Origin of the sequence: Pandoraea faecigallinarum (genome assembly GCF_001029105.3) — a bacterium.
Classification (GTDB): domain Bacteria; phylum Pseudomonadota; class Gammaproteobacteria; order Burkholderiales; family Burkholderiaceae; genus Pandoraea; species Pandoraea faecigallinarum.
Map to the genome: position 1 here is coordinate 1,023,530 of NZ_CP011807.3, position 21,822 is coordinate 1,045,351.

A 21,822-nucleotide genomic window follows, 5' to 3' on the forward strand; every position below is an offset into this window, starting at 1 on the left:
ATTCGAAGGAATGCGCTTTTCGTCATTTTGAATCCCGGCTGTCACTGTTCGCGTTACTAGAACACGTACCTCGCTCCCGCGTTAAACAACCACCCGCGCATGCCGGCATTGCCCCGATCGTGGGACCACGAAACACGGCCATACAGTGACATCCGCGCTGTCATTGTTGCGTTGGCGCCGAGCGACAGGCGAATCGCGTCTCCCAACTTTCCACTTGTGAACGCGATCCCGCCCACGTTGACATTCGTTCCATCCGAAAACGCGTGCAGGTAATCGATTGCCGCATAGGGTGTTACCCGGCCGTTCGCAATGTCGAACGGCCGTACAAGCCTGACGCCAAGCCGGCCCAGCACCTGGTTGCCAAACGGCAATACGTTGTCGGCATACCAGCCGGCGGTGCTCTGATAGGTCGCATATCCGGATACCCGGTAGGTGTTTCCGGCTGTCGCGCGATAGCCGTCGATCGCTTCGGGTTCGACATGAAGCCAACCCGCCGATCCCGTCAGGCCGAAGCGCCACACGCCTTCCTCGCTCCGGCGCTTGAAAAGGTTGCCCCTTCAGTACAAACGAACACCGCACGACATGCGTTTCGGTGCGACATAAGGTTCCCGCTGCATGATGCGAATGCCACGGCATGTTCGCGAGAAGCAGGACGTAAGCAATATCAATTTCCGCATGGAAATCTCGTCTGCGCATTCGGGAATGATGAGGGTTTTAAATAGTGAGGCTTGGAATTAAATTAAAAAACGTTCGGCGTTTTTGATAAATACAATAATTATCAATGGCGGATATATTAATAAATGGGTGTCGCGTGAGAGGGGTGTTTCATTGGGGGTGGTGCATGGCGCGATCTCTGTTTTTTCGGGGTGATGGTAAATTCTCGTCATCATTTTCGGTAATTTAAATAACTCCAATAAACTGCCGGCCGAGAAGTTGTTGTATTTGTCATTTCTTAACGATTATATTTATCCGACCAACCATGCCCCGATCATTGAAGGATGCCCCTGAGGTTGGGACCTGGAGCGATGCTTATGAACGACCCTTATGAAGGCAAACGCCTGCACATGTGCGAGACAAGACCTCATGGCCGTTTTCGCCTGCATGGCTCGCAAGCGCTGGTCAGGGCGTCTATTGGCATTTTTGTTGCGGCAGGCGTTTTTCTGCTTCAGCCCGACGCGTCAGCGACTGAGGGGGCGTTGGGTCGCCCGGTTGCCGGCACGAGCGTATTGTCGAGCGCCGGGATTGTGCCGCCCGAACCCATGACGTTGTTCAGCCTTCAGCAGGTTTATCTGGACGGAAGCATCGGCGGGAATCGTCAGGTTCCGGTAGCGGGAACGACGTCATTGGGCATCGAGGCCAAGGTCGCCTTTACCCTGGCGTCGGTATTGCGGGTTTGGGGAAGTCGCGGGGGCTGGAGCTTGGCGAGCGGCGTGACGCTTCCCTATGTCTGGACTGAAGCCAGAGCGACGTTTGCGGCCGGAGGACTGAATCGTGCCAACGGTGATCGCGCTTCCTCGCTGTTCGATATGTATTTCACACCGGTCCTCGCGGGATATCACTTTTCGCAAACCGACCATATCGCCCTGAGCTTCAATTTCTGGGCACCCACGGGGCACTACGACCCCAATGTACTGGCCAACGCGAGCCTCAATAACTGGACGTTTGTCCCGCAGATCGCCTATACGAAGCTCCTTCCCGAGCACGGACTGGAGTTCGACGCGGTGCTTGGATTGCAGTTCTACACGAGAAATACGGCAACCAACTATCAAAATGCCCCGCTGATGACGCTCGATCTGATGGGGCTCAAGAAATTCGCAAACGGACTTGGCGTCGGGCTCGTGATGGGGACCGTTCAGCAACTGGGGCGCGACAGCGGCCCGCTCGCCGACCGCCTGAACGGATTCATCGGCCGGGACTTCACGCTCGGTCCCATTCTCACGTTCGATACGAAGATTGGGGGCAAGCATCTGCTCTCGGCAAGTCTGAGATGGGTGCCAAGCATTGCGAGTACCAATCGATTGAAGAGCACCGGTACTGTCCAGGCGAGCGCGACGCTTTCGTTCTAGCGCCTCTGCCGTGGTTCCATGGCGGTCGGGTGGACGGTGTCGTCCGAACTTGAGCGGAGGCAGGCGGTGGCGCGAATCGAGGGTTTTAGAGAAGGTGGTGGCGAACGTAAACCGCACGCGGCGGTGAGGCGGCTGACGTCGGGTCTTTGCGCCGGAATATTACTGCTGGTTCTTTCGACGGGTGGAAATGCGGTCGCGCAGACGAGCGCCGATGATGCAAACAAAAGCAACAATCCGTTAAATCTCGCCGCGTCGTTCAATATCCAGAATTTTTACACGCCAAGCCTCTTCGGCACGGGAGGGCACACCAACGATCTGCTGCTTCGTCCAACGATTCCTTTCGGGCCAAACGGTTTCGTTCCGGTGCCTCAAATATTTCGCGTCACCGTTCCGGTAAGCACTCGCCCTGACCCCAATGGCGGATATAACACCGGGCTGGGCGACGTCAACCTCTTCGACATATTTCTCGTTCACTCCGGGGAAACCGAGATTGGCATCGGTCCGCTCGTCACACTTCCCACGGCAACAGACCGGACGCTTGGCTCCGGAAAGTGGCAGGCCGGGCTGTCTGCCGTCGTCGTCAACGCAAACAAACAACGGCTCTTGGGCGCCCTCGTGCAATGGCAGCATTCCTTTGCCGGCCAAAGCGACCGGCCGACGGTTCAGTCGCTCACTACCCAGCCGTTTCTCATCTGGAACCTTCCCGAGGGCTGGTATCTGCGCTCCACCGCGACGTGGACGTTCGACCTTCAACACGGCAACTACTACATCCCTGTCGGATTCGGGGCGGGCAAGGCGTGGAAGAGCGGCACCACTATTCTTAATCTCTTCGTCGAACCACAGTATTCCGTCGCACACTCGGGCAGCGTGCCGAAGTGGCAGATTTTCGCGGGACTTAACATGACGTTTGGGCGGTGAGGGGGGCGAACGAACCCGAGGCCAGCTTGCCTCCGGATCTCACGCCCGCATTGAGACGCCTTATCCGTCGCGCCTCGCAGCGAAGTCAGATATGGGGCGTGACGCACTCGCCGTGTCTGGCCACCGCGCTTGAAGAAGACCCCGCTTGCAACGTGATCCGGCTCGCCAAATCCTTTTCGGTGACGGCCATTCTCGGTTAGCGTCCGCTTGTGCGCCCCGCGTGGCGATGGGCGGACAACGGCAAGTGACGCGATGGGCCGATGCGAGGCGCTTCTCCGGAACCGTCAAGCCGCCGGCGCAATCGCAAAGTCGTCCGGGCATGCGCTGTCAGGATGCGGTCTCCCACCATTGACGGAGATCGAAGATGTCTTCTATGAGCGCAGCGACGACGGGCACGGTGTCTGCGATGCGGGTGGCGCCGACCCCAAACCATCACCCTGATGCGAACCATCCCTACGAACACTTCCGGGCCGATCTCGCGACTGTCATGCTGCGGCCCGTTGCGCAGCTCGCGCCGGCTTCCAGCGCCCGGGCGATACCGCTTCCTCGCAATTGCGCGTACCGGCAACTGCCGATTCTCTCGGTTACGGGGCTGTTGTCCCGGGGGCTTCCGTCGCCGGCGACCGACTTCCTGTTCTTTCGGGAACCGTTGCAGCGCAGCCAGGCGTTGATCGGACAGTGGGGCGCCGCCGCAAAGGCGGGAAGCCAGTCCGAGGCGTGGTCGCAATTCGTGGGCGAGATCGGCGAACGGTTCTTCCCCGGCAGCCGGAGGCAGCGGATCATGGACGCGCTGGTGTTGAGCCTCGATATTCTGCCGCCGCACGACAGGGCCGATGCGCTGGCGTGTCTGCTCGGGGACGGCATCGAGGGCCAGGCTGCCCTGGAGGAATTCTGGAAATACGTCGGTATGCATCGCATCCCGGAGCCGGACAGACCGCGCGTTGCCCAGTTGATCCGGCAGTACGGGATCGGCCAGTAACTCAGGCCTTCGGCGCTTCGGTTTTCTCCTCATCCGCGGCGGCTTTCGCCGCGGGCGCCGGCACCCCGGTAATCTTCGGTACGCATTCGCGATGAAACCACACCAGATTGACCGGCTCCCCCGCCAGCAGGCGCTTGACCGGCGGCACGGCCTGTTCGCCAATCAGCATGCCGAGCAGACCGATGAGCGCGACGGCCGGCGGCGCCGGCGAGCGCACGCCCAGGCCGCCGTAGATGATGCCGACGAGCACGCCGACGGCCAGCGATACGAGATATAGCTTCATGGAAGTCTCCGAACCGCCAGTGTGTTCAGAATGCCCAGCACGAACAGCCGAGCGCACCCCAGAAGCCGCTCTCGTCGGACGCCGGCACGTTCGACGACCACGCTTTCGCATGGGCATGACCATGCACGCCGCACGACGTCGCGCACGCACAACTCACGCTCACGTTCAGCGCCTGCTGTCCACGTGGCCGGTACCCCACGCCATGACGCGCGGGCGACCAGTCCGGCATCGCGGGCGGGAGTTCCGGCGAATAGCCGCTGAAGTCACCGTCTGCGTACACCACCGTGCCGCCGAGCATCGTCAGTACCGAGGTGATGTCCTGAATCTCGTCTTCCGGCACGCTGAAATAGTCCTCGGAGAGCACCGCCAGATCGGCGAGTTGCCCGACCTTGATCTGCCCCTTCTTGCCCGCTTCGGACGAGAACCACGTATTCGCTTCCGTCCACAGGCGCAGCGCCTCGTCGCGATCGAGCAGGCTGCCCGGTGCGGCCATGCGCAGCCCGCCCACGGTCTTGCCGGTGACGAGCCAGTAAAGCGAGACCCACGGGTTGTACGACGCGACGCGTGTCGCATCGGTGCCAGCACCGACCTTCACGCCGCGCTCGAGCATGCGGCGCACCGGAGGCGTGGCTTCGGCCGCCTTCGCGCCGTAACGCGCCACGAAGTACTCGCCTTGATAGGCCATGCGGTGCTGCACGGCGATGCCGCCGCCCAGCGCTGCGATACGGTCGATATTGCGCTCGCTGATGGTCTCCGCGTGGTCGAAGAACCAGTGCAGGCCGTCGAACGGGATGTCCTTCGCGACTTTTTCGTAGACATCGAGCGCGCGGGAGATGGTTTCGTCGTAGGTGGCATGCAGCCGCCACGGCCAGCGATGCTCCGCGAGCAGCCGCACGACCGGCTCCAGATCGCTTTCCATCGATGGCGGCATCTCGGGACGCTCGACGCGGAAGTCCTCGAAATCGGCCGCCGTGTACACCAGCATTTCGCCCGCGCCGTTGTGACGGTAGAGATCGTCCCCCTGACCGGGACTGACCTGCTTCACCCATTGGCTGAAGTCGGCAAGCTCGGCCTTGGGCTTCTGCGTGAAGAGGTTGTACGCCAGACGCACCGTCAGCTGCCCCTCGCGGTGCAGTTCCTCGATGATGTTGTAATCCTCCGGGTAATTCTGGAAGCCGCCGCCCGCGTCGACCACACCCGTCACGCCGAGCCGGTTCACCTCGCGCATGAAGTGGCGCGTCGAGTTCTTCTGATATTCGGGCGGCAGCTTCGGGCCCTTTGCCAGGGTGGCGTAGAGAATCGTGGCATTCGGTTTGGCCAGCAACAGGCCGGTCGGGTTTCCCGAGGCGTCGCGCACGATCTCGCCGCCCGGCGGGTTCGGCGTGTCTTTGGTATAGCCGACCGTGCGCAATGCCGCGCCGTTGAGGATCGCCCGATCGTACAGATGAAGAATGAAGACCGGCGTATCCGGGGCGATGGCGTTCAGTTCGTCGATGGTGGGCAGGCGCTTCTCCGCAAACTGATGCTCCGTGAAGCCGCCGACCACGCGCACCCATTGCGGCGCGGGCGTGCGATCGACCTGTGCCTTGAGCATGCGCATGGCGTCGGCCAGCGAGCGCACGCCGTCCCAGCGAAGCTCCATGTTGTAGTTCAGGCCGCCACGGATGATGTGCATGTGGCTGTCGATCAGCCCCGGAATGACGCGGCGGCCTTTCAGGTCAATGACTCGCGTGTGCACGCCAGCCAAACGCATCACGTCGTCGCGCGTTCCGACCGCGCTGAACGCACCGCCGGTAAGGGCGACGGCGTCGGCCTGCGGATTGGCGCGGTCGAGCGTCGTGAACTTGCCGTTGACCAGAATGAGGTCGGGATTCGACATGGGAGACTCCGGAGGAAACAGGTGAGGGGCGAAATCAGCGACCATCGGCGGCCACCCGCGCTCAACGATAACGATCCATGAGCGTATGCCGTCTGCCAGCCACCCACTATCGTCTTTTCGTATTAGCGCCGGTGTCCCTTGCCAGTTCTGGCGGTGAACGTTCGATGGCGCGTGTGCCAGCGCAGATTTGTCCGCACGGCCGTGCCTTTTTGCGATGCTATGCGTCACACGACTGACGTATACTCAGGCTCACCGAATCCCTACATCGCTCTTGCATGAATCCGCTTCCGGACAGCGACATCGCGACCGTCTACGTGGTCGATCACGACGCGGCCGAGAACGACACGCTTTGCGCGCACCTGATCGATGCGGGATGGCGTGCACGCGCTTTTGTCTGCGCTGCATCGTTTCTCGCCGCCGCGCGCAGCACCGGGCCGGGTTGCCTGGTGCTGGACGCCGATCTCGGCACGCCGGGGGCGGGCCTCGCCCTACAGAGCACCCTCGCCGCCATGCAAGACCCGATTCCCGTCGTGCTCATTGCAGCGCGGGCCGATGTCACGGCCAGCGTGCGCGCCATGAAGGCCGGCGCGGTCGATTTCCTCACCAAGCCGTTGCCGGCCGGCGCACTGCTCGATGCTGTGGGCACGGCGCTCGCGCAGGACCGTCGGCGGCTGGGGCGCGAACGGGCCAGCATCGACGTGATCGAGCGTGCCCAGCGCCTGTCCCAGCGTGAGCGCGAAGTCATGGCGCTCGTCGCTGCCGGCCGCATGAACAAGCACATTGCCGATGAACTCGGCATCAGCGAAGTGACCGTCAAGATCCATCGCGGCAATGCGATGCGCAAGATGGAAGCGCGCTCGTTCGCGGATCTGGTCATCATGGCCCACAAACTCGGCATGACTTCGCCCGCGCTCTATCACGGCGGCATCGGACGCCATCGCCGCGAGACGGCATAAATACCCGCCATCGTCGCCATCGTCGCCATAGCGGGCTTGCCGATGCGATACCGGTTGCGGGCGGCGAACCGTCGTTTCAGCGCCCCGGACGCACAACCGGTACCGGTGGCGGCGGCGCTTCCGGACGCTGCGGTGTCGCGGCGTTGCCGAAGTTGTTTCCTATGTGCTGAGACGTGCCGCTCCAATTGAACCGGCCGCCGATCTGGTTGCCGGGCCGGTTCGCAATGTCCTCCGATTCGAGTCCGGGTGCACGACCCGTCCCCGGTGCGGAGGCCGGCTGCAACCGGTTCGTCAGGCAGTCGTAGGGCGGTGAGCGCTGAGCGTTCACTTCGACGTCCACGCAACCGGCACGCGAAGCCGGTGGCGACGCCGCGCCACTCACGCGAGGCGAGTCCCCGGCGGCGGCTGCGAATTGCCATGCCGCACCGAGCAACAACCCTGCGGCGATCCTCACGGCGCACTTCCTGCTGCGCTCGCCTCTTCGAAAAACTTCGCTGCGCTCTCTCGCTATCGCACGTCTCCCTGTCGATATGGATCGTCATTAATTAGGACTCCGACCGAACAAGCATACGTCAGTCCATGTGTTTTTCGAGAAAGATGAATTTCTCGTGACAAACGCTAGTTGGCTGCGATCCCGAACGTCTAGGCATCCGTATTCGAGAGAAATGTCGACACGGATTGCGTGCGGCCAGGCGATTCCACAGGCGTAGCGGCAGGCGCGGGTAGTCGTCGGTAAGCCAGGCCACCGGGGGCACTGCATCGGGCGCTCGACGAGGCGCAGCAGCAACTGGCCGCCCACCGGCAGGCGCGTGAGCGTCTTGCGCAGGACGCCCGTGCGTCGCAATCGGAGGTGAAGACGATTGCCGATAAGGCCAACGCGCAGATCGCGCAGTATCGCAATGCGTACGACGAGCTGCTCAGGCCCGCACGTCAGGCCGACGCCCAGCGCAAACAACTCGCGCACGAGGTGGAAGTGCAACGCGCTGCGCTCAAGCTCGCGAGCGAGAAGAACGATCGGTTGTACGCCGTCGGCCAGGAAATGCTGACGGCTTACGAGACGATGGACGTGGCGACCGTCGTGGCGGCGCGTCAGCCGTTCGCCACGCAGGCCCGTGTGAAGTACGGGCAAATCGCGCAGCAGTACGGCGACAGGCTTTACGAGGGCAAGTTCGACGAGCAGCAGGCCATCGCGGCCGCTTCCGCAAAGCCGGAACCGGTTGCGGTGCCCGCGCCGGCAGACGCCACGGCATCGGCTCCGGCGGCAACGAAGTAACACCGTGCGACGGGGCATGACGAGTGCATCCCCCGTCGCGGATTTTGCAAAAACGCAAGGACAGGACGTTGAGGACCACTGGCATGAACGAAGAAAACACGATGCAACAAGGCAACCACGACGCAGCGCAGGCCGCGCCGGCGACGTCGGATGAGTCGTCGCCCTCGGATGCCATCACTTTCTCATGACGTCCGCACAGGTGGCCGACGCCATTCGCGCCGCCGGGTGTGCCGTCTCCGTGCAACAGGACGATCTGGTCACGCGCCTGCACAGCGCGAGCCACGGTATCGGCTATCAGGTGCATTGGGGCAATCAGGCGGGGGCGGACCAGTATCTGGACCTCACGCTGAGCTGCCCGCTGCCCGCTGCCCGCTGCCCGCTGCCCGCTGCGCGTGCAGGGCGGCGAACTGCCGGAAGGGCTGATCAACGAACGGCATCGCTCGCGGCGCTTCGCGCGTGTGGCCGCGCATGGCGAGTTCCTCGTGCTGGAGATGGACGTTTTCGTGGCGGGCGGCGTGAGGCCCGAGTTCCTGCGCTTCTCGATGGGGCTGTGGGTCGAGATGATGGGGCAGTTCTTCCTGCATCTGCGAAACTTCACGCAGCAGGCCGCCGGGCAATCCGCCGGCCACGCCGTGCAACGTGACGACACGCTCGCGCCGGGCAATAGGCTCGGCGCCGACGAGCCGGCGGACAAGCAGGCACCGATGACGCTCAACTGAAGAAGCGTCGTCGCACTGCGTCGGCCACTAGCGAAGATTCCGTGCCGACGATTGGCCGAATGCCGGTAATCGTTGCCCCCGAACTGGCCAGTTCGTTGCTCGGGCGGGCACGCTGGATGTCGGCGCGACCGAAATGATCGCGGGCCCGCCGTTGTATGGTGGCGGGAACCCGATCACCACAGCCACAGCCCGCCCGTGGTTCGAGCCCGTGGCGGCACAGTTCGTTTTAAGCGAAGCGGCAAGCAAACACGGAAGCTTCTTCCCCTCGTCAAAATAGTTTCACAAAGGACTTGCGCGATGGGGCGAAGGTCATTAATATCTCGTCTCTCGCAACGACGGCGGCGCAGCGAAAGCGGCGGCGAGGTTGAGGCGACGGGCCGAAAAGCCCGGTGGTTGGCGGTTTTGGGGCTGGTGAGTTGCGAGAGCGACGAGCGATGAAGGCGAAAAAAACTGTTGACGACGACGAGAAGCTGCGACATAATCTCACTTCTCTGCTGCTGATGCAGCGACGCAGAAAACGAAGCGACGGCGCGGTAAGTTGGCGACGAAGCGAAGTTCGATGCGATTGATCTTTAAAAATTGAACAACCGATAAGTGTGGGCACTCGATGAATGGTGCGTCTGCTTCGGCAGATAAGCTTTAAATTTATTGAGGCTCACATAGTAATAGGTAAGTTAAGAAATTAACTTGTCAGCATACTTTGAGAGCGACCGGTTCTAGCGATGTATCGCGAAAGACCGAAAACAGTAACAGGTTTAAACTGAAGAGTTTGATCCTGGCTCAGATTGAACGCTGGCGGCATGCCTTACACATGCAAGTCGAACGGCAGCACGGGTGCTTGCACCTGGTGGCGAGTGGCGAACGGGTGAGTAACATATCGGAACGTACCTTGTAGTGGGGGATAGCTCGGCGAAAGCCGGATTAATACCGCATACGCTCTGAGGAGGAAAGCGGGGGACCTTTGGGCCTCGCGCTACAAGAGCGGCCGATATCAGATTAGCTAGTTGGTGAGGTAAAAGCTCACCAAGGCGACGATCTGTAGCTGGTCTGAGAGGACGACCAGCCACACTGGGACTGAGACACGGCCCAGACTCCTACGGGAGGCAGCAGTGGGGAATTTTGGACAATGGGCGCAAGCCTGATCCAGCAATGCCGCGTGTGTGAAGAAGGCCTTCGGGTTGTAAAGCACTTTTGTCCGGAAAGAAATCCTCTGGGTTAATACCTCGGGGGGATGACGGTACCGGAAGAATAAGCACCGGCTAACTACGTGCCAGCAGCCGCGGTAATACGTAGGGTGCGAGCGTTAATCGGAATTACTGGGCGTAAAGCGTGCGCAGGCGGTTTTGTAAGACGGATGTGAAATCCCCGGGCTCAACCTGGGAACTGCATTCGTGACTGCAAGGCTAGAGTATGGCAGAGGGGGGTAGAATTCCACGTGTAGCAGTGAAATGCGTAGAGATGTGGAGGAATACCGATGGCGAAGGCAGCCCCCTGGGCCAATACTGACGCTCATGCACGAAAGCGTGGGGAGCAAACAGGATTAGATACCCTGGTAGTCCACGCCCTAAACGATGTCAACTAGTTGTTGGGGATTCATTTCCTTAGTAACGTAGCTAACGCGTGAAGTTGACCGCCTGGGGAGTACGGTCGCAAGATTAAAACTCAAAGGAATTGACGGGGACCCGCACAAGCGGTGGATGATGTGGATTAATTCGATGCAACGCGAAAAACCTTACCTACCCTTGACATGTACGGAATCCTGCTGAGAGGCGGGAGTGCTCGAAAGAGAGCCGTAACACAGGTGCTGCATGGCTGTCGTCAGCTCGTGTCGTGAGATGTTGGGTTAAGTCCCGCAACGAGCGCAACCCTTGTCCTTAGTTGCTACGCAAGAGCACTCTAAGGAGACTGCCGGTGACAAACCGGAGGAAGGTGGGGATGACGTCAAGTCCTCATGGCCCTTATGGGTAGGGCTTCACACGTCATACAATGGTCGGTACAGAGGGCTGCCAAACCGCGAGGTGGAGCTAACCCCAGAAAACCGATCGTAGTCCGGATCGCAGTCTGCAACTCGACTGCGTGAAGCTGGAATCGCTAGTAATCGCGGATCAGCATGTCGCGGTGAATACGTTCCCGGGTCTTGTACACACCGCCCGTCACACCATGGGAGTGGGTTTTGCCAGAAGTAGGTAGCCTAACCGCAAGGAGGGCGCTTACCACGGCAGGATTCATGACTGGGGTGAAGTCGTAACAAGGTAGCCGTAGGGGAACCTGCGGCTGGATCACCTCCTTTCTAGAGCATGCACTGGAAGTTGAGTGCTCACGCTTATCGGTTGTTGACTGCGTAGATCTAAGTCGGGTCTGTAGCTCAGGTGGTTAGAGCACCGTCTTGATAAGGCGGGGGTCGAAGGTTCAAGTCCTTCCAGACCCACCAACTCTTTCCACCGATGTCTGGTAGAAAGAAATCTGGCTGAGGCAAGGCACAAAAAGCCGCGGCATACACCGGTATGCAAGGTTTTTTGTAACGCCGCATCAGACTGATTTGGGGGGCATAGCTCAGCTGGGAGAGCACCTGCTTTGCAAGCAGGGGGTCGTCGGTTCGATCCCGTCTGCCTCCACCAACACCTTGGATCTCACATCGATGTCAGTCAAAAGCGCTTTACGTCTGTAGTCAATCCCCCTGTGGTGAGTACGCGTTCTGTGAATGCTTTTGAATGACAGCAATGTCATGCAGTATTTGTTCTTTAACAATTTGGAAGAAGAAGTAGTACAACGGAAGCGCGTTAGAGATGGCGCGTGGAAATTGTACGGGTTGTGATTGTATCAACCAGTATTTAAAGTGATCGAAAGATGACTTGGAATACGGCACAACGCGAATACTCAACCTATGAAGGATGTGTCGAGAGACGCACTCGTTATAGGGTCAAGCGAATAAGTGCATGTGGTGGATGCCTTGGCGATTACAGGCGATGAAGGACGCGATAGCCTGCGAAAAGTTGTGGGGAGCTGGCAAATAAGCATTGATCCACAAATGTCCGAATGGGGAAACCCGGCCTTTTAGGTCATCCTAGACTGAATCCATAGGTCTAGCGAAGCGAACGCGGCGAACTGAAACATCTAAGTAGCTGCAGGAAAAGAAATCAACCGAGATTCCCAAAGTAGTGGCGAGCGAAATGGGACCAGCCTTCAAGATTTAGCACCGGTGTTATCAGAACGGAATGGAAAGTCCGGCCATAGTGGGTGATAGCCCCGTATGAGAAAACCCTGGTGTGGAACTAAGCTTGAGAAAAGTAGGGCGGGACACGTGAAATCCTGTCTGAAGATGGGGGGACCATCCTCCAAGGCTAAATACTCGTAATCGACCGATAGTGAACCAGTACCGTGAGGGAAAGGCGAAAAGAACCCCGGGAGGGGAGTGAAATAGATCCTGAAACCGCATGCATACAAACAGTCGGAGCCTCGTAAGGGGTGACGGCGTACCTTTTGTATAATGGGTCAGCGACTTACATTCAGTGGCGAGCTTAACCGAATAGGGAAGGCGTAGCGAAAGCGAGTCCGAATAGGGCGTCCAGTCGCTGGGTGTAGACCCGAAACCAAGTGATCTATCCATGGCCAGGTTGAAGGTGCGGTAACACGTACTGGAGGACCGAACCCACTAACGTTGAAAAGTTAGGGGATGAGCTGTGGATAGGGGTGAAAGGCTAAACAAACTTGGAAATAGCTGGTTCTCTCCGAAAACTATTTAGGTAGTGCCTCGTGTATCACCTTCGGGGGTAGAGCACTGTCATGGTTGAGGGGTCCATTGCGGATTACCTCGCCATAGCAAACTCCGAATACCGAAGAGTGCAATCACGGGAGACAGACATCGGGTGCTAACGTCCGGTGTCAAGAGGGAAACAACCCAGACCGCCAGCTAAGGTCCCTAAATATTGCTAAGTGGGAAACGAAGTGGGAAGGCTAAAACAGTCAGGAGGTTGGCTTAGAAGCAGCCACCCTTTAAAGAAAGCGTAATAGCTCACTGATCGAGTCGTCCTGCGCGGAAGATGTAACGGGGCTAAGCAATATACCGAAGCTGCGGATGCGAGCTTGCTCGCATGGTAGGAGAGCGTTCTGTAAGCCTGTGAAGGTGTCTTGTAAAGGATGCTGGAGGTATCAGAAGTGCGAATGCTGACATGAGTAGCGATAAAGGGGGTGAAAGGCCCCCTCGCCGTAAGCCCAAGGTTTCCTACGCAACGTTCATCGGCGTAGGGTGAGTCGGCCCCTAAGGCGAGGCAGAGATGCGTAGCTGATGGGAAGCAGGTTAATATTCCTGCACCGTCGTATGATGCGATGGGGGGACGGATCGCGGAAGGTTGTCCGGGTGTTGGAAGTCCCGGTCCCTGCAGTGGAGAAGGCGCTTAGGCAAATCCGGGCGCGTAATTCAAGGCTGTGGGGCGAGCGAACTTGTTCGCGAAGCAATTGGAAGTGGTTCCAAGAAAAGCCTCTAAGCTTCAGTCATACGAGACCGTACCGCAAACCGACACAGGTGGGCGAGATGAGTATTCTAAGGCGCTTGAGAGAACTCGGGAGAAGGAACTCGGCAAATTGGTACCGTAACTTCGGGATAAGGTACGCCCTTGTAGCTTGACTGGCCTGCGCCAGAAGGGTGAAGGGGTTGCAATAAACTGGTGGCTGCGACTGTTTAATAAAAACACAGCACTCTGCAAACACGAAAGTGGACGTATAGGGTGTGACGCCTGCCCGGTGCCGGAAGATTAAATGATGGGGTGCAAGCTCTTGATTGAAGTCCCGGTAAACGGCGGCCGTAACTATAACGGTCCTAAGGTAGCGAAATTCCTTGTCGGGTAAGTTCCGACCTGCACGAATGGCGTAACGATGGCCACACTGTCTCCTCCCGAGACTCAGCGAAGTTGAAGTGTTTGTGATGATGCAATCTACCCGCGGCTAGACGGAAAGACCCCATGAACCTTTACTGTAGCTTTGCATTGGACTTTGAACCGGTCTGTGTAGGATAGGTGGGAGGCTTTGAAGCAGGAACGCTAGTTTCTGTGGAGCCGTCCTTGAAATACCACCCTGGCTTGTTTGAGGTTCTAACCTAGGTCCGTAATCCGGATCGGGGACAGTGCATGGTAGGCAGTTTGACTGGGGCGGTCTCCTCCCAAAGTGTAACGGAGGAGTACGAAGGTACGCTAGGTACGGTCGGAAATCGTGCTGATAGTGCAATGGCAAAAGCGTGCTTAACTGCGAGACTGACAAGTCGAGCAGGTGCGAAAGCAGGTCATAGTGATCCGGTGGTTCTGTATGGAAGGGCCATCGCTCAACGGATAAAAGGTACTCTGGGGATAACAGGCTGATACCGCCCAAGAGTTCATATCGACGGCGGTGTTTGGCACCTCGATGTCGGCTCATCTCATCCTGGGGCTGTAGCCGGTCCCAAGGGTATGGCTGTTCGCCATTTAAAGAGGTACGTGAGCTGGGTTTAAAACGTCGTGAGACAGTTTGGTCCCTATCTGCCGTGGGCGTTGGAAGTTTGAAGGGGGCTGCTCCTAGTACGAGAGGACCGGAGTGGACGAACCTCTGGTGTACCGGTTGTCACGCCAGTGGCATCGCCGGGTAGCTATGTTCGGAAGAGATAACCGCTGAAAGCATCTAAGCGGGAAACTCGCCTTAAGATGAGACTTCCCTGGGAACTCGATTCCCCTTAAGGGTCGTTCAAGACCAGGACGTTGATAGGTCAGGTGTGGAAGCGCAGTAATGCGTTAAGCTAACTGATACTAATTGCCCGTGAGGCTTGATCCTATAACCAGTGTGTTTTTCCTGGTGTGAGTATCGATGTGCCGATACAACTCACAACCCACATGTGTTGTACTACGCTTCTTCCGAATTGGTTTTGTTGGCCCCAGGCCAGCAGAACATACAAGTTATGCCTGATGACCATAGCGAGTTGGAACCACCCCTTCCCATCCCGAACAGGACCGTGAAACGACTCCACGCCGATGATAGTGCGGATTCCCGTGTGAAAGTAGGTAATCGTCAGGCTCCCCTTAAAAACCCCTTGCTACTCCCGTAGCAAGGGGTTTTTGCTTTGCGACATCCCTTCTTCTTACGTCATCGCTAGGCGCCTGTTGTTGGGGGGGCGTCATGAGGGGATTCTCAGCGAGTCCTGCGGGAGTGTGTGGCTGGGGCCAGTAAATGGCGCCGGGCGCTTGAAATGCCATTCTCTTTGCGAGGCTGGCGTGAGAGATTCGCTTTAGCCGAGCAAGCGATCATTTCTCCCGAGATCCAGTGTTTCGGAGGAGGTCATGGGTGCCCCGCGCTTAAGACGTCGTTGTATTCGCGAGGTCAGTGCGGGCAGTGCGCTTTGGTCGTGCAAGCGACTATTTCCAACGAGATCCAGTGTTTCCGAGGCAGTGAGTGATTTCGGAGGCAGTGAGTGATACCTCGCGCTTGAGATGTCGTTCTCTTTACGAGGCCTGCTCGGGACACTCGCTTTAGCCATATGAGGGAGGGGGAGAGGCGGGATGATGATCCCGTGCGAGCCGATGTTACCTTTACGCCGCTCATCGGTTCGGCCGCAGACCTGAACCACGACAGATTCGAACCACGACAGACCTGAACCACGACAGACCTGCACCACGCCGGCCCCGAATCAAGCGAGATCGGGATTTCGCAAGATCGGAACCCCACCAGCGCCAAGACGAGTCAAACCCGAACCGCACGAAATCCAAATCTCGCAAGATCCGAACCGTACCGGCCTCCAGCCACGCCAGGCCCAAACCGCGCGAGATCCGAATCTTGCAAGGCCCGGGTCACATCGACCTGCACCATGCCAAACCCGAATCGCGCAAGATGGGAGTGACGTCAGCTCTTATCCGCATCGGCTCCAGCCTGCGCGCCGGATTCCGGATCACAGCCTGCGTCATCGCGCCGCGGCCAATACGCGGCGGACGATCGCTGTGCAGATGCCGGCGAACACCAGCAAGGCCAGCCATTCGGATGTCGGAACGAAACTGCTGCCGACGATGGCCAGTGGTGCGTCGGAGCCGGTGAAACCCACGACCATCGCCATCGCCACGCCCACCAGACTCTCACCCACGATCAAACCCGACGCCAGCAACACCCCACGTCGTTCCGCGGCTTCGGCGAACGGAGCGTAGTCCTTGCCCCGTGCTTTCGCGCGCCTCTTCAACACTCGCTGTGCAACCCATCCCAGCACCGCGCCGATCACCAGCACGGAACCGATCGTCGGTGGCAGATAGATGCCGATACCGACCGCGATCACCGGTACGCGAGCCACGCCGCCACGCCTTGCCAGCACGGCGTCGATGCCAATCAACGCAAGACCCAGTACGGCGCCGATCCCAAGCATCGACCAATCGAGCTGGTGCGTGAAGATGCCCTTGGCAATCGCCGTCATCAGAATCGCCTGCGGTGCCGATAATGCCTGCGACGGATCGATGCCGGGACGCGGCAACGCATCCGTAAATCCGTAAGCGTTGTAAAGCAGGTTCAATACCGGCGGAATCACCGCCGCGCCCACAACACACCCCACAAGCAACGCAACCTGTTGACGCCACGGCGTCGCGCCCACCAACCACCCCGTCTTCAGGTCCTGAAGGTTATCGTTCGAGATCGTGGCAATTGCGATGACCGCGGCCGTCGTGAACAGCGCCAACGCAATCGCCAACTTGCTACCGCCGCTCGTATCGAGCAATCCGCTCGCCTGGCTGACGCTCAAAATCAGCAGCGAAACCAGGACGACCGCCACAATGCCGATGCCGGAGATCGGGCTCGCAGACGACCCCACCAGCCCCGCCATATAACCACACGCGGCAGCCACCAGAAAACCGAAGACGACAGCGAATACCACGCTGCATACCACCAGCGTCGCGACTGCGCCGAACGAGAGTGGCGCGTCCGCCAGGAATACGCCGAACGTCACGACCCACACCGCAACGCACAGCAACGTGAGCCCGATCACCCAGTACGGCGACAGATCCTGCTCCGTGCGTCCCAGCGCATAGTTCGTATCTCCCTTGGCGCGCCCGCGCGCCTTGCCCAAGGCGGCAAACGACGTCTTCACGCCATCGACCATCGGTTTGGCCAGCGTAATCAACGTCCAGACGGCCGCGACACCGATCACGCCGGCGCCGATAAAGCGCACCTTGTGCTGCCACAGTCCATTGGCGAATGCAGCCATCGCCACGCCGTCGGGATTGGGCGTGACGGACGTCAGCACCGGCACCGCTATCCCCCAAGTCAACACGACGCCGAGCAGGATCGCCAGTCCCGACACGATGCCGATGAGATACCCGGCGCCGATCAATGCCAGCGAGAACCCGGTCGTCAGACGGAAAACCGCCGTGCCCGCCGGGACCCACGCCGTGATGCTTTCGCCGAGCACTTTCAGACCCGCCGTCGCGAACGCGAAGAGCGCCGACACAACGCCACCGAACGCAATCTCGCGCACACCGCTCGATTCGTTGCCGGAGGCCGCGGTCTTACCCGCCGAGGCCGTGCCTTCGTCGCCCTCGCTGCCGACACGCAGAATCTCCGCCGCCGCCACGCCCTCGGGATACGGCAATTCGCTGTCAACGACCATCGCACGACGCAAGGGGATGGTAAACAGCACACCGAGAATGCCACCGGAAGCGCAGATCGCGAGCGTCAGGCCGAATGGAAAACCTTGCCAATGCCCGATCATCAGCAACCCCGGTAACACGAAGATGATCGACGAGAGCGTGCCGGCCGCAGACGCTTGCGTCTGCACCATATTGTTCTCCAGGATGTTGCCGCCGCGCAGCGCGCGCAACACCGCCATGGAGATGACGGCCGCGGGAATCGAGGACGAAAACGTCAGGCCGACCTTGAGGCCGAGATAGACGTTGGAAGCGGTGAACACCACGGTGATCAGCGCGCCGAGGATCATGCCGCGCACCGTTAGTTCGGGGAGCGAGACGGCGTCGGGAATTCGGGTCGGATGGGATGCCATGTACGAATAGGGGGATTTTTTCGCCCAATGGGAATGTGGCGCAGATTGTATGCGCCTGTGTGGTGCGCCGCCAGTCTTGACGGCCGCCCTAGAACGACCGTTCGAATCTGACCCCAAGGACCGACAACCTGTCGGTGTCCCCGCCTCACCGCCGTTATACGCCCAATGCCCACCAACTCCATCTGCATTTCAGATGGAATCCAACTTTTCTCAATAGATTTATTGATGGATGATGCGGGTTTTCCCTAAAGTGAAGCGAGTGCCCAAATGTCGTGCGTGAGCCGTTATCGCGAGCGGGACGACGGGTACAGGAAGGAAAGGAGCTCTCCGATGTCCAGTCTGCACATCTCAACACATCCGGCCCCTCATACCCGTGGCGCACGCCGCTGGTTGGTGCTGGCCATCGTGTCCGTGGCGCTGCTGCTCATCGTGATCGACATGACGGTGCTCTACACGGCACTGCCTCGTCTGACCCACGATCTGGCGGCGACGGCCTCTGCCAAGCTGTGGATCGTCAACGCTTATGCCCTGGTGGTATCGGGCCTGTTGCTCGGCATGGGCACACTCGGCGACCGCCTCGGTCACAAGCAGCTCTTCCTCGCCGGTCTCGTCGTGTTCGGCGCGGCGTCGCTCGCGGCCGCCTTTGCGCCGAGCGCGAACGTGCTGATCGCTGCGCGAGGTTTTCTCGGCGTGGGGGCCGCCATGATGATGCCGGCGACGCTCTCGCTGATTCGCCTCACGTTCGCCGACCCGCACGAGCAGGCGCTCGCCATCGGCATCTGGGCATCGGTCGCATCGGGCGGCGCGGCGTTCGGTCAGGCGCGTTGCTCGAACACTTCTGGTGGGGATCCGTCTTCCTCATCAACGTGCCGATCGTGCTGATTGCCTTGCCCATCGCCTGGTGGTTGATTCCGAACAGCGGCGCAACGTCGAAGCAACCGTGGGACTGGCTAGGTTCGTTGCTGTTCATGATCGGGCTGATCGGTGTGACGTACGCGATCAAAAGCGCGGGCAAGATGTCGCCCGACTGGCCGGCAGTTGGCGTTGCCGTCATCGTCGGTGCACTCTTTCTGTGGGCGTTCGCCAAACGTCAGCAGCGCAGCGCACATCCGTTGCTCGACTTCTCGTTGTTCCGGAATCCGGTGTTCGCCGGTGCAGTTGCTGCCGCGCTCATGGCCGCCGCTGCGCTGATCGGCATGCAACTGGTGTTCAGTCAGCGTCTGCAACTGGTGATGGGCTACTCGCCGCTCGAAGCCGGGCTGGCCGGTATGCCGTTATCGCTCGCGGCTTTCGTCGCCGGCCCGATCGCCGGACGGATGCTGCCGCGCATGGGAAGCACGCGCCTGCTGTCGATTGCGCTGACGATGTCGGCTGCCGGCATGGCGGGTTATCTGTTCCTTCGCGATGCGCACTTCGTTCTGTGGGCGCTTGCGCTGGCGGTCCTTGGCCTCGGCGTCGGGGCCACGATGACGGCGGCATCGAGCACCATCATGCAGAGCGCCCCGCCGGAGCGCGCAGGCATGGCGGCGTCGGTCGAGGAAGTGTCGTACGAACTCGGCGGCGCGCTGGGGGTGACGTTCATGGGCAGCCTGCTGACGTTCGTCTACGGCCGCGCCATGGATACCCCCCAGATCGCCACGCTGCCGGACACCGTACGCGACAGTCTCGACGAAGCGCAAATCGTTGCCGAACGTTTGTCACCGGAGGTGGCGGATGCGCTCACCGCGCTCTCCAACGCGGCTTTCAATCACGGCTTCGACGCCGTGATCGGCGCGGGGGCGCTCTTGCTTCTTGCGACGGCCATCTGGGGACGCTGGCACGCGCGCAAGCGTTGATTCGCATCAAGGAACGCCGGCACGCCCGCAAGCGTCCATTCGCGCTCGCGGGCATCGCGACCTCCTGGCCTCAGCCTCACCGGACGTGCATTCACGCGCATCCGCGCCCGTCAAACCCACGCCGCCCCAACATCGACGCCATGGCGTGCAGCGCAAGCGGATAGCCGACTGGACGAAGCGCCCATGGCACGGCTCGGTCCGGCGTTGCTCGCCGCCGCATCGGAGTCGGCGGCAGCGAGTCAGGCATCGCCGTTGTTCGACCGGATTCGATAGACCGTACGCCGTGTCGTGCCGGTGCTGCGCGATGCCGCGCACCGGTCGGCGCTACGGCTTCGATGCCGGCCATCACGCTGCCTGTCACAGCGCTCAGCGCAGCGAGCATGACAGCCAGTGCGCAATGCGAACCCCGTCGAGCCGCGAGCCTTCCGGCGTGTCGCTGCCGAGCATCGTCACGATGACAGGGCGTTGCTTGTGCACCATCACCCGCATCACCATGTTGTGGCCGGATTCGTTGATGAAGCCTGTCTTCTGAACACTCGCGTGTACCTTGCCGTAACGCACGAGCCGGTTCGAATTGACATACTGCAACTGCCCCTTGCCCGTGTGCATCAGTTGCTGGTGATCCACGGAGTAGCGGCGAATGAGCGGATAGCGGTTCGACGCGCGCACCAGCCGGGCCAGTTCACGCGCGGTCGACACGTTGCGCGGCGAAAGTCCCGTGGCGTTCTCGAAGCGCGTGTTCGGCATATTGAGCAGGCGCGCCTTGGCGTTCATTGCGGAAATGAACGCCGGGCGTCCGCCGGGATAGTCGCGGCTCATCGCGGCGGCGGCACGGTTCTCCGAGGCCATCAGCGAGATGTGCAGCATTTGCGCGCGCGAGAGAGTCGAGCCGACGGCCAGTCGCGAATGCGTGAATTTGAGGGTATCGAGATCCGCGTTGGTGACCGTGAGCCGCCCGCGCATGGCGGGGCCACTATCGAGCCAGACCATCGCCGTCATCAACTTCGAGAGCGACGCGATGGGGCGCACCTGATCCGCATTGCGCGCGAATAGCGGCGTATGCGTCTTCTCGTCCACGATGTAGACGGCCTTCGAGAACAGACGTTTTCGCGATGCCGGTGTAAAACCGCAGCGCGCGAGCAGTCGCGGTTTCGTGTCGGTACTGACCTGATGCGACGCCGCTACGGCAGCACCTCCCGCCGCAGCCGCCCCTTTCGGCGCGACCTTGCGTGCGCTCACCGTCGGCGCGCGTCTGGCCAACGGTTTCGCCGTCGATTTCGCCACTGATTTCGCCACCGATTTTGCCCCCCTGGCATGACGCGGCGGTGCGGCCTTCTTCGCCGTACGTCCCGTTCGTGTCTTCGCCGAATGACCCGCTGCGCGCTTGCGCGTGGTGCTTGCGACTGCCTTGCGCTGCGGCGCCCCGGCTTTCCTTGCGACCGGTTTTTTCTTCTTGATGGCGTCGTGGCGACGCTTGCCCGTACTCGCGTGAGGCGCACTGGCGGCCAGCGCGTCGCTCACCGGCAAGCCCGCCATCAGCAGCATGACGCCGAACATTACCAGTCGGGCGAATGCGATCGCGCGCGGCGACATGCGGTAAAGGCGGGGCAGGGACGGGCTGAGCGGCGGGCACCACAGGACAGACATCTTCGCGCGAATCCGTAGAAGGAGATGACGAGGAACGCTCGGCGTCTGCACAAAACAAGCCGCGCCGCGCAGCGCAAATCGCTACACGGCACGCAAACGCCATACGCGGGGAAACCTGTTGGACGATGTGAGGCCGAGGAGTTCCGGATTTTCCCGGGCGCGTATTACAAAAATTTACAAGTACAAAAAGTCTCAAGCACAAAAAGTTACCAGCAGATCGTTCGGTCTGCGAATGCTCTGCGTGGCGTTGCAGATTAGCTTTGCGCATTTGGTTATTG

At 60.2% G+C, this 21,822-nt stretch carries 12 protein-coding genes, 2 tRNA genes, 3 rRNA genes and 1 pseudogene; 12 read left to right on the plus strand and 6 right to left on the minus strand.

What is annotated here, in order from left to right:
• Positions 1–56 precede the first annotated feature (56 nt).
• A complete protein-coding gene (locus tag AB870_RS04645) occupies positions 57–521 on the minus strand; it encodes an autotransporter outer membrane beta-barrel domain-containing protein (RefSeq protein ID WP_047907124.1) in 465 nt (154 codons plus the stop codon).
• Between the two features lie 477 nt (positions 522–998).
• On the opposite strand from AB870_RS04645, the gene AB870_RS04650 reads away from it, so the two are divergent.
• The 3 genes from AB870_RS04650 (at position 999) to AB870_RS04660 (ending at position 3,963) form a co-directional block, all read left to right on the plus strand.
• A complete protein-coding gene (locus AB870_RS04650; protein WP_237170047.1) occupies positions 999–2,066 on the plus strand; it encodes a SphA family protein in 1,068 nt (355 codons plus the stop codon).
• 66 nt (positions 2,067–2,132) lie between these two features.
• Positions 2,133–2,984, plus strand: coding sequence for a hypothetical protein (locus tag AB870_RS04655; RefSeq protein ID WP_237170048.1), 852 nt, complete (start codon positions 2,133–2,135; stop codon positions 2,982–2,984).
• Positions 2,985–3,357: 373 nt separating this feature from the next.
• Positions 3,358–3,963, plus strand: a complete 606-nt coding sequence (locus tag AB870_RS04660; RefSeq protein WP_047907125.1) for a hypothetical protein — start codon at positions 3,358–3,360, stop codon at positions 3,961–3,963.
• 1 nt (position 3,964) lies between these two features.
• On the opposite strand, the gene AB870_RS04665 is transcribed toward AB870_RS04660, so the two are convergent.
• Together AB870_RS04665 and AB870_RS04670 are read right to left on the minus strand one after the other, a co-directional pair.
• On the minus strand, positions 3,965–4,246 hold the full coding sequence (locus AB870_RS04665) for a XapX domain-containing protein (protein ID WP_047907126.1): 282 nt from the start codon (positions 4,244–4,246) through the stop codon (positions 3,965–3,967).
• A 25-nt stretch (positions 4,247–4,271) separates the two neighbouring features.
• On the minus strand, positions 4,272–6,125 hold the full coding sequence (locus AB870_RS04670) for an amidohydrolase (RefSeq protein WP_157112235.1): 1,854 nt from the start codon (positions 6,123–6,125) through the stop codon (positions 4,272–4,274).
• Positions 6,126–6,400: 275 nt separating this feature from the next.
• On the opposite strand from AB870_RS04670, the gene AB870_RS04675 reads away from it, so the two are divergent.
• Positions 6,401–7,081 carry a response regulator transcription factor gene (locus tag AB870_RS04675; protein ID WP_047907128.1) on the plus strand — a complete coding sequence of 227 codons (681 nt, stop codon included), beginning with the start codon at positions 6,401–6,403 and terminating at the stop codon, positions 7,079–7,081.
• A gap of 76 nt (positions 7,082–7,157) precedes the next feature.
• Here AB870_RS04675 and AB870_RS04680 read toward each other — a convergent pair whose 3' ends face one another.
• Positions 7,158–7,535: a hypothetical protein gene (locus tag AB870_RS04680; protein ID WP_053059567.1), complete on the minus strand. Its 378-nt coding sequence runs from the start codon at positions 7,533–7,535 to the stop codon at positions 7,158–7,160.
• Positions 7,536–7,931: 396 nt separating this feature from the next.
• On the opposite strand from AB870_RS04680, the gene AB870_RS04685 reads away from it, so the two are divergent.
• The 7 genes from AB870_RS04685 to rrf all read left to right on the plus strand — a co-directional run bounded on the left by AB870_RS04685 (position 7,932) and on the right by rrf (position 15,109).
• Complete coding sequence (locus AB870_RS04685; RefSeq protein ID WP_053059568.1) at positions 7,932–8,354, plus strand: hypothetical protein; 423 nt, start codon at positions 7,932–7,934, stop codon at positions 8,352–8,354.
• 392 nt (positions 8,355–8,746) lie between these two features.
• Positions 8,747–9,073: a type III secretion system chaperone family protein gene (locus tag AB870_RS26280; RefSeq protein WP_053059569.1), complete on the plus strand. Its 327-nt coding sequence runs from the start codon at positions 8,747–8,749 to the stop codon at positions 9,071–9,073.
• A 757-nt stretch (positions 9,074–9,830) separates the two neighbouring features.
• Positions 9,831–11,363, plus strand: a 16S ribosomal RNA gene (locus AB870_RS04695).
• A 64-nt stretch (positions 11,364–11,427) separates the two neighbouring features.
• Positions 11,428–11,504, plus strand: a tRNA-Ile gene (locus AB870_RS04700).
• Between the two features lie 111 nt (positions 11,505–11,615).
• Positions 11,616–11,691, plus strand: a tRNA-Ala gene (locus AB870_RS04705).
• 300 nt (positions 11,692–11,991) lie between these two features.
• A 23S ribosomal RNA gene (locus tag AB870_RS04710) occupies positions 11,992–14,869 on the plus strand.
• Positions 14,870–14,996: 127 nt separating this feature from the next.
• Positions 14,997–15,109: ribosomal RNA gene (gene rrf / locus AB870_RS04715) — 5S ribosomal RNA — on the plus strand.
• The 16S, 23S and 5S rRNA genes sit together here with 2 tRNA genes alongside, the layout of an rRNA operon.
• 880 nt (positions 15,110–15,989) lie before the next feature.
• Here the strand turns inward: rrf and AB870_RS04720 are convergent.
• On the minus strand, positions 15,990–18,062 hold the full coding sequence (locus AB870_RS04720; protein WP_047907129.1) for an OPT family oligopeptide transporter: 2,073 nt from the start codon (positions 18,060–18,062) through the stop codon (positions 15,990–15,992).
• Positions 18,063–18,392: 330 nt separating this feature from the next.
• Between AB870_RS04720 and AB870_RS04725 the strand changes: the two are divergent.
• Positions 18,393–19,897, plus strand: a pseudogene (locus AB870_RS04725) (MFS transporter).
• Positions 19,898–20,263: 366 nt separating this feature from the next.
• On the opposite strand, the gene AB870_RS04730 reads toward AB870_RS04725, so the two are convergent.
• Positions 20,264–21,544: a serine hydrolase gene (locus AB870_RS04730; protein WP_157112236.1), complete on the minus strand. Its 1,281-nt coding sequence runs from the start codon at positions 21,542–21,544 to the stop codon at positions 20,264–20,266.
• Between the last annotated feature and the right edge of the window lie 278 nt (positions 21,545–21,822).

Bases quoted from the DNA above. Each gene is read 5' to 3' on its own strand.
- AB870_RS04650 (WP_237170047.1), top strand. From the start codon at position 999: ATGCCCCTGAGGTTGGGACCTGGAGCGATGCTTATGAACGACCCTTAT.
- AB870_RS04660 (WP_047907125.1), top strand. From the start codon at position 3,358: ATGAGCGCAGCGACGACGGGCACGGTGTCTGCGATGCGGGTGGCGCCG.
- AB870_RS04665 (WP_047907126.1), bottom strand. From the start codon at position 4,246: ATGAAGCTATATCTCGTATCGCTGGCCGTCGGCGTGCTCGTCGGCATC.
- AB870_RS04670 (WP_157112235.1), bottom strand. From the start codon at position 6,125: ATGTCGAATCCCGACCTCATTCTGGTCAACGGCAAGTTCACGACGCTC.
- AB870_RS04675 (WP_047907128.1), top strand. From the start codon at position 6,401: ATGAATCCGCTTCCGGACAGCGACATCGCGACCGTCTACGTGGTCGAT.
- AB870_RS04720 (WP_047907129.1), bottom strand. From the start codon at position 18,062: ATGGCATCCCATCCGACCCGAATTCCCGACGCCGTCTCGCTCCCCGAA.
- AB870_RS04730 (WP_157112236.1), bottom strand. From the start codon at position 21,544: ATGTCTGTCCTGTGGTGCCCGCCGCTCAGCCCGTCCCTGCCCCGCCTT.